The organism is Mycoplasma crocodyli MP145 (assembly GCF_000025845.1).
Classification (GTDB): Bacteria; Bacillota_I; Bacilli_A; order Mycoplasmatales; family Metamycoplasmataceae; genus Mycoplasmopsis; species Mycoplasmopsis crocodyli.
On sequence record NC_014014.1, the window covers coordinates 139,874 to 153,793 of the forward strand.

At 27.3% G+C, this 13,920-nt stretch carries 17 protein-coding genes; 15 read left to right on the top strand and 2 right to left on the bottom strand.

Annotated elements, in window-relative coordinates; all coding sequences use genetic code 4:
• Position 1 precedes the first annotated feature (1 nt).
• The 6 genes from infA to rplQ are packed head-to-tail and all read left to right on the top strand — an operon-like array spanning position 2 to position 2,472.
• Positions 2-196, top strand: a complete 195-nt coding sequence (gene infA, locus MCRO_RS00735) for a translation initiation factor IF-1 (RefSeq protein WP_439097658.1) — start codon at positions 2-4, stop codon at positions 194-196.
• A gap of 9 nt (positions 197-205) precedes the next feature.
• Positions 206-319 carry a 50S ribosomal protein L36 gene (rpmJ, locus tag MCRO_RS00740; protein ID WP_013054600.1) on the top strand — a complete coding sequence of 38 codons (114 nt, stop codon included), beginning with the start codon at positions 206-208 and terminating at the stop codon, positions 317-319.
• 8 nt (positions 320-327) lie between these two features.
• Positions 328-696, top strand: a complete 369-nt coding sequence (gene rpsM, locus MCRO_RS00745) for a 30S ribosomal protein S13 (RefSeq protein ID WP_013054806.1) — start codon at positions 328-330, stop codon at positions 694-696.
• A 2-nt stretch (positions 697-698) separates the two neighbouring features.
• A complete protein-coding gene (gene rpsK, locus MCRO_RS00750) occupies positions 699-1,085 on the top strand; it encodes a 30S ribosomal protein S11 (protein ID WP_013054214.1) in 387 nt (128 codons plus the stop codon).
• Positions 1,086-1,106: 21 nt separating this feature from the next.
• On the top strand, positions 1,107-2,108 hold the full coding sequence (locus tag MCRO_RS00755; protein ID WP_013054345.1) for a DNA-directed RNA polymerase subunit alpha: 1,002 nt from the start codon (positions 1,107-1,109) through the stop codon (positions 2,106-2,108).
• 1 nt (position 2,109) lies between these two features.
• Positions 2,110-2,472, top strand: a complete 363-nt coding sequence (gene rplQ / locus MCRO_RS00760; RefSeq protein ID WP_013054257.1) for a 50S ribosomal protein L17 — start codon at positions 2,110-2,112, stop codon at positions 2,470-2,472.
• 146 nt (positions 2,473-2,618) lie between these two features.
• Here rplQ and MCRO_RS00765 read toward each other — a convergent pair whose 3' ends face one another.
• Together MCRO_RS00765 and MCRO_RS04120 are read right to left on the bottom strand one after the other, a co-directional pair.
• Positions 2,619-4,670, bottom strand: coding sequence for a bifunctional metallophosphatase/5'-nucleotidase (locus tag MCRO_RS00765; protein ID WP_013054561.1), 2,052 nt, complete (start codon positions 4,668-4,670; stop codon positions 2,619-2,621).
• A 672-nt stretch (positions 4,671-5,342) separates the two neighbouring features.
• Entirely contained in the window at positions 5,343-5,510 is a 168-nt protein-coding gene (locus MCRO_RS04120; RefSeq protein WP_013054576.1) for a hypothetical protein, read from the bottom strand.
• A gap of 143 nt (positions 5,511-5,653) precedes the next feature.
• On the opposite strand from MCRO_RS04120, the gene secG reads away from it, so the two are divergent.
• The 9 genes from secG to MCRO_RS00810 all read left to right on the top strand — a co-directional run bounded on the left by secG (position 5,654) and on the right by MCRO_RS00810 (position 13,875).
• The gene (secG, locus tag MCRO_RS00770) at positions 5,654-5,884 is read left to right on the top strand and encodes a preprotein translocase subunit SecG (protein ID WP_013054679.1); all 231 of its coding nucleotides are present in this window, start codon (positions 5,654-5,656) and stop codon (positions 5,882-5,884) included.
• A 9-nt stretch (positions 5,885-5,893) separates the two neighbouring features.
• The gene (gene rnr / locus MCRO_RS00775; protein ID WP_013054570.1) at positions 5,894-8,119 is read left to right on the top strand and encodes a ribonuclease R; all 2,226 of its coding nucleotides are present in this window, start codon (positions 5,894-5,896) and stop codon (positions 8,117-8,119) included.
• A 1-nt stretch (position 8,120) separates the two neighbouring features.
• A complete protein-coding gene (locus MCRO_RS00780; RefSeq protein WP_013054164.1) occupies positions 8,121-8,894 on the top strand; it encodes a tRNA1(Val) (adenine(37)-N6)-methyltransferase in 774 nt (257 codons plus the stop codon).
• 1 nt (position 8,895) lies between these two features.
• Positions 8,896-10,437 (top strand): methionine--tRNA ligase, encoded by a 1,542-nt coding sequence (metG, locus tag MCRO_RS00785; protein WP_041594005.1) that lies wholly within the window; start codon positions 8,896-8,898, stop codon positions 10,435-10,437.
• A gap of 92 nt (positions 10,438-10,529) precedes the next feature.
• Positions 10,530-10,814, top strand: a complete 285-nt coding sequence (locus tag MCRO_RS00790; RefSeq protein ID WP_013054386.1) for a putative quinol monooxygenase — start codon at positions 10,530-10,532, stop codon at positions 10,812-10,814.
• Positions 10,815-10,879: 65 nt separating this feature from the next.
• Positions 10,880-11,311 carry a peptide-methionine (R)-S-oxide reductase MsrB gene (msrB, locus tag MCRO_RS00795; RefSeq protein ID WP_013054449.1) on the top strand — a complete coding sequence of 144 codons (432 nt, stop codon included), beginning with the start codon at positions 10,880-10,882 and terminating at the stop codon, positions 11,309-11,311.
• Positions 11,312-11,367: 56 nt separating this feature from the next.
• Positions 11,368-12,207: a tRNA pseudouridine(55) synthase TruB gene (gene truB / locus MCRO_RS00800; protein ID WP_013054142.1), complete on the top strand. Its 840-nt coding sequence runs from the start codon at positions 11,368-11,370 to the stop codon at positions 12,205-12,207.
• A 2-nt stretch (positions 12,208-12,209) separates the two neighbouring features.
• Positions 12,210-13,025 carry a YcsE-related riboflavin metabolism phosphatase gene (locus tag MCRO_RS00805; RefSeq protein WP_013054389.1) on the top strand — a complete coding sequence of 272 codons (816 nt, stop codon included), beginning with the start codon at positions 12,210-12,212 and terminating at the stop codon, positions 13,023-13,025.
• The gene (locus MCRO_RS00810) at positions 13,015-13,875 is read left to right on the top strand and encodes an FAD synthase (RefSeq protein WP_013054789.1); all 861 of its coding nucleotides are present in this window, start codon (positions 13,015-13,017) and stop codon (positions 13,873-13,875) included. Before MCRO_RS00805 ends, MCRO_RS00810 begins: the two co-directional genes overlap by 11 nt.
• Positions 13,876-13,920: the final 45 nt, after the last annotated feature.

Genomic DNA, 13,920 nt, shown 5'->3' on the forward strand with positions numbered 1-13,920 from the left:
AATGAATGCCGTAGTTAAGCAAGCCTTTTCATCAGATTTGTATGAAGTGGAACTTGAAAACGGTTTAGTTATAAAAGCTCATATATCAGGAAAAATGCGGGTAAATCACATTCGTATTTTGCCTGGTGACTCTGTAGAGGTGGAAATAAGTCCTTACGACTTAACACAAGGAAGAGTTACTTACAGACATAAATAAGGAGAAATTATGAAAGTTAGAGCAAGTGTAAAAAAAATGTGCAAAGATTGCAAAATTATTAAACGTAAAGGTGTTATTCGTGTAATTTGTATATTACCAAAACACAAACAAAGACAAGGATAGGAGAATAAATGGCTAGAATTTTAAACGTCGAAATTCCAAACGATAAACGTGTTGTTATTTCATTAACATACATTTATGGTATTGGTCCATCATTAGCAAAGCAAATTTGTGCAGAAGCTAAAATAAATGAAGATTCTCGTGTTAAATCATTAAGCGAAGAAGAATTATCAAGAATTCGTGAAGTAGCGAAAAAATTCACAACAGAAGGTGATCTACGTAGAGAAGTAAACTTAAACATTAAACGTTTAATGGAAATTAAATGTTACCGTGGTATTAGACACCGTAAAGGATTACCAGTACGTGGGCAAGTTACTCAAAAGAATGCTCGTACACGTAAAGGACCTAGAAAAACAGTTGCTGGAAAGAAAGGTAAATAATCATGGCTCGTAAAACAAAGAAAAAGAACATTACTAATGGTGTTGCACATATACATTCAACAAACCAAAACACTATTGTTACTTTTGCTGATGAAGCTGGAAATGTTATTTCTTGATCTTCAGCTGGTGCAATCGGTTACAAAGGTACAAAGAAGAAAACACCTTATGCAGCAGGTTTAGCAGCAGCTGCAGCAGCAGAAGCTGCTAAAGAACATGGTATTAGAAGTGTTAAAGTAGAACTTAAAGGTCTTGGTGCAGGTAAAGATGCAGCAAGAAAACAAATTGAAGTTTCAGGTATTACTGTTTCAGAAATTAAAGATGTTACACCAGTTCCACATAACGGAACACGTCCTCCAAAACGTATTCTTAAACGTGAAACAAAAAGATAATAAAAACGAAAGCAGGTAAAAATGGAAAAATTTCAAAAATTAGACTATTTAGAAGTACCATCTTCAACAACTAGTGATTTTGAAGGAACATTTAACTTACAACCATTAGAGAGAGGATTTGCAACAACACTTGGTGTAGCGCTAAGAAGAGTGTTGTTATCAAACATCACCTCTCTAGCTCCTTTCTGTGTAAGAATAGAAGGTGTAACTCATGAATTTCAAGGAATTACTGGGGTTATAGAAGATGTACCAAGCCTTATAATGAATTTAAGAAAAGTTCGTTTTAGTTACGATCCTGAATTAGTAAAAGATGACGAAATAATAAAGGTAGAACTTAAGGCTGATCAAATTGGAGAAATAAACTCTAGATACTTAGAAGTAGTAGATAACCTAAACGTTGAAGTTATCGATCATAATATTCATATTGCCGACGTTGCTTTAGAAAACTCGTTAAGATTAGAATTATATCTACGTCCAGGAAGAGGATTTGTTTCAAGTGAAGAAAACAAAGCTTTAGTAAGCAAGTTAGAAACACAATTAGAGACAAAAATTAAAAAAGGGAAATTCATTGCTGTTGATTCAAACTTTTCACCAGTTGAAAAAGTTAACTATGTAGTTTCTGAATTAAACTCATCTAGTGTTAAAATTGAAGAAAAATTAGAATTCAATGTTATTACTGATGGAACAGTTAAACCTAAGGATGCTATTAAACAAGCAGCAGAAATTTTAATTTCACACTTTAAAGTAATTGGAAATGTTGACGAAATAAAAGATAGTATTTTTGAAACATCTGAAGATAAAGTTTTAGATGTTCAAGAACAAGACATTGATATTAATCAACTAGGACTTTCAGTTCGTTCTCTAAATGCTTTAAGAAGAATTGGAAAAACTAAAGCAAGCGAAGTTGCAAAAATGACTTATGATGAATTAGAACAAACCAAGAATTTAGGTAAGAAATCACTTGATGAAATTATTACCAAAATTAAAGAACACGGTTTTGAATTAAGAAAAGGAGATGAATAATATGGCGAATCCTACACAAATTTATTCACGTGACACAAAGTGAAGACAAGGTGTAATGCGTTCTTTAGTTAGTGAATTATATGCTAACGGAAGAATTACAACAACTTTAACAAAAGCAAAAGAAGTAAGAAGACATGCTGAAAGAATGATTCAAAAAGCAAAGAACCCTACTTTAGCAAACCGTCGTATAGTAGCAGGATTTTTACGTCCTTTAGTACTTAAAGATGGAACAAAAGTTTTAACACATTTATTTAATACAATTGCACCAAAGTATAAAGAAAGAAATGGTGGATACACAAGAATAATTAAATTGCCTACAAGAGTTGGAGACAACACAAGAATGGCTATTATTGAACTTGTATAATAATGATTAAAAACAAACTCATCGTTTGTTTTTTTAATTTCTTTTTTTACCAATTCATTAATCACACAATATTATATGTAAATTTTAATTGTTAAACAAAAGATAAAAATGCAGTCATTAATCGACTGCATTTTAATTAAGTTTAATTATCCTTCAATTTTAATTTTTGTTAAGATCTCTGGTTTGTTATAGTAACTTAATTCATGTGCAAATGGTGTGTTTGTTTTACCTTCAGCAAAGTTTGTTGAATCGGTTGAATACTTGAAATGATTAATCATAACTTCAAGTAAATCACCACCTTCATAATCAGTTGTTGCTTTCTTATTTTCCATGAAGTTTAACATTTTATATCCGTCTCCACCAGCTAAAATAAAGTCATTTGTAACAATTGTATATGTTTCTGTTTTATTTATTTCTTTATCATGTATTTTAATTGTGGATTCATCAGCTTCGTATGTGTAAACTTTTTTACCATCTTTGATGGTTTCTGTTTTCTTAATTGTAAATGAAACGTTTTGTGAAAATTGTGGATATGCACCAGATTTAACCTTTGAAGCACCATGTTTAATAGCATCGATTAATGTTTGACCATCTACTCTTACTGCTGCAATACGGTTTCCAAATGGCAATACTCCAAGAACATCACCTCTTTTTACATCACCTACTGGTAAATCAGCACGAAGTCCTCCACCATTCATTAATCCAATCATTTTATCTTCTGAATAGTATTTATCAAAATCCTTTGTATCTTTTTTAGCCTTAGCTAATTCATCAGCAATAGCATTTGCTGCTAAAACTCCTAAGTTTGTTTGTTCAACTCTTCCTCTTCAGAACTCTATACCATCTACTTTTATATTTTCAATATGTTTAAAGTGAACTGTGTTTTTGAATGCTAAAACATTATTAACTTCACCAAATTTTTTAGTTAAAGCAGCGATTAGTTCATCAACTTTTTTGTTTTCTTTTCCATGTGAAGCGATTTCAACTTCGTTAATATCTCTTTGTACTTGACCAAGATTTTCAACTATTTTTCCTGTTTTTTTATCAACTAATAAGTCTATTTCACTTAGATATTTTGTATAACATTCAGTTTGTGTTAATCATGATTCTTTATTTTTTTCTAAATCAACTTTTGTGTGCGAGTGTCCATCGATTGTTAAATCAACTCCTGTTGCGTTATCTGCAAAGTATCTTGAATCTCATTCAACTTGATTTCTTCCTACTCCAAGGTGCGTTAAAGCAATAATGAAATTAATTTTTTCTTTATTTTCAATTTCTGTAACAATTTCTTTTGCAGCTGTAACTGGATCTTTAAAAATTACGTCCTTAGAATTTCTTGGGTGAGATGTAATTGTTGTATCAGGTGTTGTTATACCGATTAAAGCAACTTTAAATCCGTTTGCTAATGTAACAACTTTATATGGTGTAAAAGGTCTTGTACCTTTAACTCCTTCTGGCATTGTGTCTTTATAAACAACGTTAGCTGATAAGAAAGGCATCTTGTCTTTTGTTTGTTTATCAATATTTATCATATGTTCAAGCCCAAAATCGAATTCGTGGTTACCAATGGCAATAGCGTCATAATTCATTTCTTTAGCAACAAGACTAATTGTTACTCCTTTGTCTGAATCGTTCATTGGAAGTCCTTGAATTAAATCACCTGCCGAAAGAAGTAAACTGTGTTCTACATTTTGCATGAATTTTGCTAATGTATCCATACCAGAAAAGTTATTATATTTTCCATCATCGAATACTAAACGACCGTGTTCATCATTTGTGTTAAAAATTTTAATTGTTTGTGTATCGCTTTTAGCTTCTAGTTTATTTACCTTAACTAAAGCTTTATTAATTTCTTCTCTTAAAGGTGCGACAATTTTTGACTTTTCAGCAACAAATTGTTTTCTTTCTTTTTGGAGTGCTTCTTTTTTTGTTTTATCTTTTTCTTTATCAATAGCTTTTTTCTTAGCAGCTAATTCTTTAGAAAACGTTAATAATTGAGCATTGTAATTTCCCATAGCATCTTTAAATTCAACTCTTGCAGCATCTAAGGCTTTCTTTTCTTCTGCTGTCATTTCATTTGTAGAAGGAGTTACAGGTTTAACTGGTTTATTTTTATCATCACAAGCTGCACTAATTGTAGCTGGTAATATAACAAGAGGAGCTATAGCTCCTACAAGCATAAGTTTTTTAATTTTCATTTTTTTCTCCTAAATATAGAATTAATTAAATAATTCTTAATAATTATACAAACTTTTTCAAGACGTATCCTAATAAACTTTAATTGAAGAAAAAAAAGCACAATGTGCTTTAAAATATTTCCACAAAAATAATTTTATATTATTGATATGAAGGTGAACGATATGTTCCAAGAGCAATTACTCGCAGAGAGTAATAACCATTCAATCGAATGCATTAATGATATAATACCACAATTTTGATAATAGTCAATGTTTTTTTAAAAATAATTTGTTCGGTAATAAATTGAATTGTTAAACAGTATCAAAATTAACAATGATTGACTATATTTATTAGCCTACCACAAAGGTAATTAAGAAAATAAGGGGCAATTTATTTTGTTGAAATAATGACTTAAATACATAAATATAATTTATGAAATAAGTTCATTTTCATGCTTAAACAATTTTCTTGTAGCATGATGACAATGCTATAAGTTTTAATTATGTTTAATATACGAATCCACCACTAATGAAGTGTGTTATTTTTATAATTTATTTTTTAATTCACCATAAATTTTGAAAAATATTTAGTTTCATATTTTTGATTATTCAATGATAAATTTTCATAGTCAAATACTAGTGCAAAATAGAGACTATTATTTTTCTTTTTTGAATTTTTAAGTTGATTTAATTTTAAAATATGATTTTTTCTTGCTCAAAATCATAATCTAATATGTATGAGTTATTTTTGTTTAATGGTTTTTCTATTTTTTTATCATCATCAAAAATATTTGCATTTGTAGAATTTACTATGCTCAAAGCATTCAAGCCTTTGTTTAGTATGTTTATTAATTTAAACATTCACCCCTTTTATTATTTTATGTAACATAAAAAATAATCTAATTGCTTTAATTTTAATTAAGTATAAATTTGTAATCTTTTTTAAAGAAAACATTATACAAATATTAACAATAAAGTATAATTACAAAAGTTATTGGAGTAATATGTTAGCACTAGTTATAGCAATGTTAATGGTATCGGTAATTATAATTATCGTTTCTTTTATTATGTCTCCAGATTCAAATGGATTTTCAGGAGCGCTTGTTGGATCGGGTGATCTTGATTTATTTAAAACTTCTAAAGAAAGGGGAGTTAAAAAAATTCTTAAATATACAATGTTTAGTTTAGGCTTAGTTCTTTTAATAGCTGCCCTTGTTTTAAGAATATTTATTTAACAACAAACAATGAATATTAAAGAAGAATTATTAAAATATTTACAATCATCTAATGAAGTTAGGTCATTTTTAAGTATTGCAAAAGGTTTAAATATAAAGCCAAACAAGAATAAGGAGTTGACAAAAGTGTTGCAGGAATGCCAACAAAACTTTTTAATTTTTAAGAATGAAAAAGATGAATATTTTGCTCCTGTTTTTAAGGAAGAAATTGAAGGTAATATTTCAATATCAAACAATGGAAAATTTGCTTTTGTTGACTACAACATTAATGAAGAATTAAATACAAAAAATTCGGTTTTTATAATAAAAAATAATTTCAATGGAGCTATACACAATGATTTAGTAGTTGTTAAAATTTTCGAAGATATCACAAGAAATAAAGAACAAAGACTTTTTGGAGTAGTTTCAAAAATTAAACAAAGAATGACAAATCAATTGATAGGATTTGTAAAACAAAAAGGTATTTATGTTGATTTTGAACCGATTGATAAAAAATTTAAATTTAATAAATACAAAATTGTAGGAATGAAACAACAAGCTAATTTAAATGATTTAGTAACCGTTAAAATAGAAGAAATTACAAAAAGTTTCATACTTGTTTCTATTGAAAAAGTAATAACAAATGATGCAGATACAAAATTATTCATAAAAGCTTATCTTGAAGGAGTTAATGTTCCTAAAATATTTCCTGATTCTCTCGAAAGTGAAGTTTCTTTAATCCCGCAAAATATTGATAATGAAAACAAGGAAAATCGAGAAGATTTTACCAATGACTTAATTGTTACAATAGACGGTGATGATACAAAAGACTTTGACGATGCTATAAATGTAGTTAAGTTAGATAACGGCAATTATTTACTTTCTGTTCATATTGCTGATGTTTCATACTATGTAAGAGAAGGTTCAAAAATTAATGAAGAAGCACTTAAAAGAGGAACAAGTATTTATCTTGCTGATAAAGTAATTCCAATGCTACCTGAAGCTTTGTCAAATGGAATATGTTCATTAAACCCTAATGAAAAAAGATTTGTACTTAGTTGCATAATGGAAATAGATAACTCAGGTAAAACTGTTAAAACTGTAATAAAACAAGGAATTATCGATAGTAAATATAGACTTACATATAAGCAGGTTAATGACTTTTACGACACACAAGTTATAAAAAATGAATGATTTAGTTCTAATCCAAATCTCAATTCAAAAGAATTTGGTGTAGATAATTTATCGAAAATGCTAAATGAAGCAAAAGAACTTAGTTTAATTCTTCATAAATTTAAAGTAAATGAAGGGTATATTGATTTTGAAATACAAGAACCAAAAATTTTATTCAATGAAGACGGGTCGGTTAAAGATATAACATTTTATCCAAGAGGTTTTTCTGAAGAATTAATTGAAGATTTTATGGTTAGAGCAAATGAAGAAGTTGCAAAGTATTTAAGTGGGCATCATTTTCCTGCGATGTATAGAGTTCATGAAAAACCAGATGAAGAAAGATTGTTATCTTTTAGAAATGTACTTAGTACATTAGGAGTAAAGGTAGTTCTTCCAATAGGTCAAATAACTCCTTTAATTTATTCGGGTATAATAGAAAAAATTAAAGAACAAAGAAATGATGAATTTATAAAAATGCTATTTTTAAGAACTATGCAAAAAGCTGTTTATTCAGGAGACAATTTAGGACACTTTGGTTTAGCTTCTCAATGTTATTGTCATTTTACAAGCCCTATTAGAAGATATCCTGATTTAGTAATTCATAGAATTTTAAGAGAACTTGTTCTTAATAAAGATATATCAAAAAAAGAAGAATTAACTAATCTAGTCTTTTCGGTTTCTAAGGCTAATTCAGCTAGTGAACAAGGAGCGGTAGAAATAGAAAGAAAAGTTAATGATTTACTTTTTTCTGAATATTATAAAAATAAAATTGGAACTGTTTTAAAAGGTCAAATTGTTAGTGTTGTTAAGTTTGGTTTCTTTGTTGAATTTGAAAATAAAACAAATGCACTTGTTCATAAAAGTGTTCTTCAAGATGATACACTTGAGCCTAATGATACTATGACGCAACTAAAAGGAAAAAATGATACTTACACAATAGGATCATATATTGATGTTGTTGTTGCTGCTGTAGATCTTGTAGATGGTAAAGTAGATTGTGTTCCTCAAAAGTTTTATCAAGATTTCTTGAATCAAAAAATCAATAGAAGAGCAGTTGAAGATAAACACTTCAGAAAGAATTAAAATGACTGAAAAATTAGTTAAAAATTCTTTGGGTTTTGACAGTGATTTATATGTTTTTCAAGATAAAACAATGTTTAATTATTCGGTTGACACAATACTTTTAGGGAACTTTGTTTTTCTTAATAAAAGTATAAAAAATATGTTAGAAATTGGTACTAATAATGGAGCACTTTCAATATTTATTGCGTCAAGAAATAAGAACTTAAAAATTGAAGCAGTTGAAATTCAAAAAAAGGCTGGTGAATTGGCTAAGCTTAATATAGAGCATAATAATATGCACGAACAAATAAATGTTTCAATAATCAACTTTATTGATTTTTGAAAAAATCATGTTAAAGAGAACAAAAAGAAATATCAAAGTATAGTTTGTAATCCACCTTTTTATCCGTTTGATAAAACCAAAATTAAAAAAAACATTTCACAAGAAAAGTTAATTGCAACCCATGAAATTCATATGAATTTAGAACAACTAATAGAAGGTTGCTCAAAAATTATTGAACAAAAAGGTTATTTAACCTTAGTTCTTCCTGTTGAGAGAATGGTTGATTGTTTTGAATTGATGCGTAAATATAAATTTGAACCGAAGAGAATCCAACTTATAATTCCAAGAGTTAATGATAAACCTAAATTCATGCTTATCGAGTCTCGATATCGTGCTGGATGGGGAACACATTTTCTACCAAATTTATATTTACATGATGCAAATGATAAGTTAAATCATGACTATTTGCCTGAAATAAAAATATTATATAAACCACTGAAGGTTGAGGATTAATATGAACAAAAAGAAAACTTTTTATATAACAACTCCAATATATTACGCATCTGGAAATTTACATATTGGTCATTTGTACACCACCACATTAGCCTGATCTATAGCCAATTACAAAAAATTAAATGGTTATGATGTGAAGTTTTTAACAGGTAGCGATGAACACGGTCAAAAGATTTTCCTTAAAGCTAATGAAGCCAATGTTAAACCACAAAAATATGTTGACGAACTTGTAGAAACATATAAAAAAATGTGAACAGACTTTGGAATTGATTATGATTTTTTTAGCAGAACTACGAATAAAAATCATGTAAAAACTATTCAAGAAATTTTTGATTTCTTTTTAAATGAAGGAATCATTTATAAAGGGAATTACGAAGGTTTATACTCGATTTCTGATGAAGAATTTTTAACAAAATCACAAGCTATATGCGACGAATCTGGAAATTATTTTCATCCAACAAGTAATCATAAACTTGAATTAGTAAAAGAAGAAAGTTACTTTTTTAAGATGTCAAAATTTAGCGAATGATTAATTGAGCAAATAAAAAATAATCCAACTTGACTAAATCCTCAAAAAACGGTTAATGAAATAATGAATAATTTTTTACTAAAAGGTCTTGAAGATTTATCGGTTACAAGAACTAATGTTGAATGGGGGATTAAAACTCTAAATGATGATAAACATACAATTTATGTTTGACTTGATGCATTATGTAATTATATAAGTGCATTAGGATTTGATATTAAAGAATCGTCAACAGATTTTGTTAAATATTGACAAAATGGAGATGAAATTGTTCATTTATTAGGTAAAGAAATTGCAAGATTTCACTTTATATATTGACCTATTTTCCTTAAAGCACTTAATATTAAACAACCCACTAAACTTATTAGTCATGGTTGAATCATTACTCCAACTGGAAAGATGTCAAAATCTAAAAATAATGTTATAGATCCTTATGATTTACTTAAAAAATATCACCCAGAAATGATTAAATATTTTTTTGTTTCTAAAATTAATATTGGTGATGATGGAGTTTTTGATATTGAAAATTTTGAAAATATAATAAATTCTGAACTAATAAATAACTATGGAAATTTAGTTTCAAGAACATTGAAAATGATTTCAAATTCATTTTCAAATGGTATAAATTTTCATAAATCAATTAAAACTATTCACAAAAATATTGAACAAGAAATTATAAATTCTAAAGAAGAATTTATAAATAAAATGGATAATTATGAACTAAGTGAAGGTCTAAAAATAGCAATTAATTTGTCATCAAATTTAAATAAATACATTGATGAAACAACACCTTGAAAGTTAACGGAAAATAAAGAAGAACTTGAATTAGTTTTATCAAGATTACTTAATGGAATATATGCTGTTAGTTCATATTTAAGCATAGTAATGCCTCAAAAAATTTTAGATGTATCAAAGGCATTAAATATTAATTTATCATTTGATAAAATAGAAAATTTTAATAAATTTGATGGTGTAATTTCAGCACCAAAATTTATGTTATTTGAAAGAATAAAATAGACAAAAACAAATATAGTATTAGCAATAAAAATAATTTTTTATTTGGTAATATTATATAGGCGCAAATACAAAGGTATAAAAGGAGGCATAGGATGATATTTTCAAGAGCAATTAAATTTGAATTAAATCCAGAAAAAATGAAGGGCTTTGTCGACTACCTTTACATTTTTGTAAAGAAAACAAGATTAGAAACACAAAACTTATCATTTGAATATGGATTAAATAGCGAATCAGAAGTTGTGCTAGTTGAAAGATGAAGTTCAGAAAAAGATTACAAAGCTTTTAACAAAAAAGAAGAAGTAAAAAAAGAATTAAGTACATTAGAAAAAATGGCTTATAAAACAACTGAATTATATGCTTTCGACACAATAAAATAGTAATAATAAACGCTTAATTAATCAATTTGATTAAAGCGTTTTTTTATTCTTTGAAAGGGGAAAAAATGAAAAAAACAAAAGAAGAATTAAAAACAATTTTAACTCCATTACAATATAGAGTTACACAAGAAAACGGTACTGAAAAACCGTTTGATAACAAATATGATGAACATTTTGAAAAAGGTATATATGTAGATATAGTTGATGGAAGTGTATTATTTTCGTCTGTTGATAAATATAATTCAGGATGTGGATGACCAGCATTTTCTAAACCGGTTGATAGTTTAAAAGAAGTAAGTGATTATAGCCACGGTCTAAACAGAGTTGAGGTTAGATCGAAAAATGCAGATAGCCATTTAGGGCATGTTTTTACAGATGGTCCAAAAGACAAGGGTGGGCTAAGATATTGTATTAATTCAGCCTCATTAAAATTTATACCATTTGATAAAATGGAAGAAGAAGGTTACAAAAAATATAAAAACTTATTTAAAAAATAAGTTTTTTTCTTATTGATTTAATTTAGTAAAATATAAGAATATTTAAGGAGCAAATCATGTTTTATTTATTAAATAAGAAAAAGGGAATTAGTTCAAGAAAAGCAATAGATGATTTTTCAAGATTAATTAAAATAAAAAAAATGGGTCACAGTGGAACGCTTGATCCGTTAGCTACAGGTTTGCTCTTGGTAGCCACAAATGAAGATACAAAACTATTACAATATATTACATTTAAAAACAAAAAGTACTATGTGCAAGGTAAATTTGGAATTTCTACTGATACTTATGATATTGAAGGAACGATAACTAAAGAATCAAATATTATGGTTTCTGAACAAGTTTTTAAATATGAGTTATCCAAACTCGCAAAATTAAAAATTCAAATGCCTCCTGCTTATTCAGCCAAAAAAATTAATGGTGTTAGGGCATATGAATTAGCTAGAAAGAACCAAGAAAAAATAGATTTAAAAGAACAAAAAGTAGATGTTTATAATTATAAAATAAAATACTTTGATTATGAAAAACAAACATTTGGAATTGAGTTTGATGTAAGTGAAGGAACATACATAAGATCATTGATTCATGATTTAGGTATTTCTACAAAAGCTTATGCAATAATGACGGATTTAGATAGAATAGGAATTGGAAATTTAGATATTTCAATGCTGAACAGTAAAGATTATTGTTCTGTAGAAACTGATTTGATCATTAATCTAAATAAATTGAAATATAGCGAATCTCAAAGAAGGTTATTGGTTAATGGTGCCGGTTTTGAAGTAAAAGGCTTTGATAATGAAACCATTTTATTAATTAATAATGAAAACAAAACAAGCGGAATAGCACAAATAGAAAAAGGAATTTTGAAAGTTAAAAAAATATTCCCTGAAAGGATTTAAAAATGAGAAATTTAAAAAAGAGAATAAAAATTGCTGCATTTGATATTGATGGAACCATTTTACCATATGGTAATAGAGTTTTTTCTAAAACGACAAGACATATGTTTAAGGAACTTGCTAAAAATAATGTTATAAGTGTTTTAGCAACAGCAAGAGAGTTTGCAACCATTGGAGATTTTCTTGAACAACTTGAAGGTGTCGACTATTTTATAGGTGGAAACGGTGCTTTTATATATGATGTAAAAAATAAAAAATATATATATGAAGTGTCTCTTAATAAGAATGAAATCCAAGATGTTTATTATAAGTTTCAAAATAGATTAGGTGGCTTCAGTATAGTCGACCAAGACAAGGTTTTTAAAGATAAAAACCTAAGCCTTGAGACATGATTTATAAGACCGAATGCACATAATTATTATGATCTGGATTTTTCCAAAATTGGTAACAAACATCTCCATATTGCTTGTGTAGCAACTGAAGAGTCTAAAGAATTAACAAAAGATTTAATGAATTATATTGTTTCTAAAAAATATGATCTTGAAGTAAATTCTGTGTGATCTCACGGTTTATTTATTGGAAAAACTGGTGTAACAAAAAGTCATACTTTAGAAATTTTAACTAAGATGTTAGGAATGTCTCAAAACAATTTAATAGCTTTTGGAGACAGTTCAAATGATTATGAAATGTTAAGAGATGCTTATTATGGTGTTGCTATGGAAAAGGCAGGATGAAAATTAAAAAGTGTTGCAAAAGATGTTGCAATAGATTGTGATTTTGATGGTGCTTACCATAAATTAAAGGAATTAAATGTTATTTAAAAATGACAATGATTTTTTAGTTTATGATTTAGATTCGTATATAAACAAGGTAAATACAGTTTTTGTTCTTGGTTCTTTTGAATCGCTTCACTTAGGTCATTATGAATTATTTAAACATACCTTCAATAATTATCCAAACCATAATAAGGTTATTGTTTTTTTTAACAACGATTCTAATATGGCTAAATTTAACAATGAGTTTTTCAGTGATCAAAAAACACGATTAAACCAAATTTCACAAATAGGATTTGATGCTGGGATAGCGCTTGATTTTACTAAAGTTAAACAATTTAGTGCACAGGAATTTATTGAAAAAATTGCACAAGGTCAAAAAAGTATTTTTATAGCTGGTGAAGATTTTAAATTCGGTCATAATGCTTTGTCAACGGTAGATTTGATCAACACTTTTAATAACAATTATAAATCAATTTCAATTCCTGTTTTTAAGATTAATAATTCGAAATTATCAACTTCTAAACTAAAAGATCACATTGAATTTGGTGATATAGCAATATTAAATAGTTATTTACTTTTTGACTATTCTATTAACACAAATCTTAAACATAATTTAGAACTAGAAATATGTCAAAACATAAAAAAACTTCATAGCGGAATATATGCAGTTAGAGTAGATTTTAATAATTTTTCTTATTTTGGTATTTTACATGTTTCATTAGAAAAAGTTTATAAACTAGAATTTATAGATTTTAAATATACGAATATTGAACCTATTGAAATTGAAGTTTCTCTAAAAAAATTAATTAGAATAATTGTTAAAAAAGACAATGATTTAATTTTAGAAAATGATTTGATTATTGCTAAAACATTTTTTATAAATGATGCTAAATAATAGGCATCATTTTAATTTTTACATACAAAATATAAACGATATTTT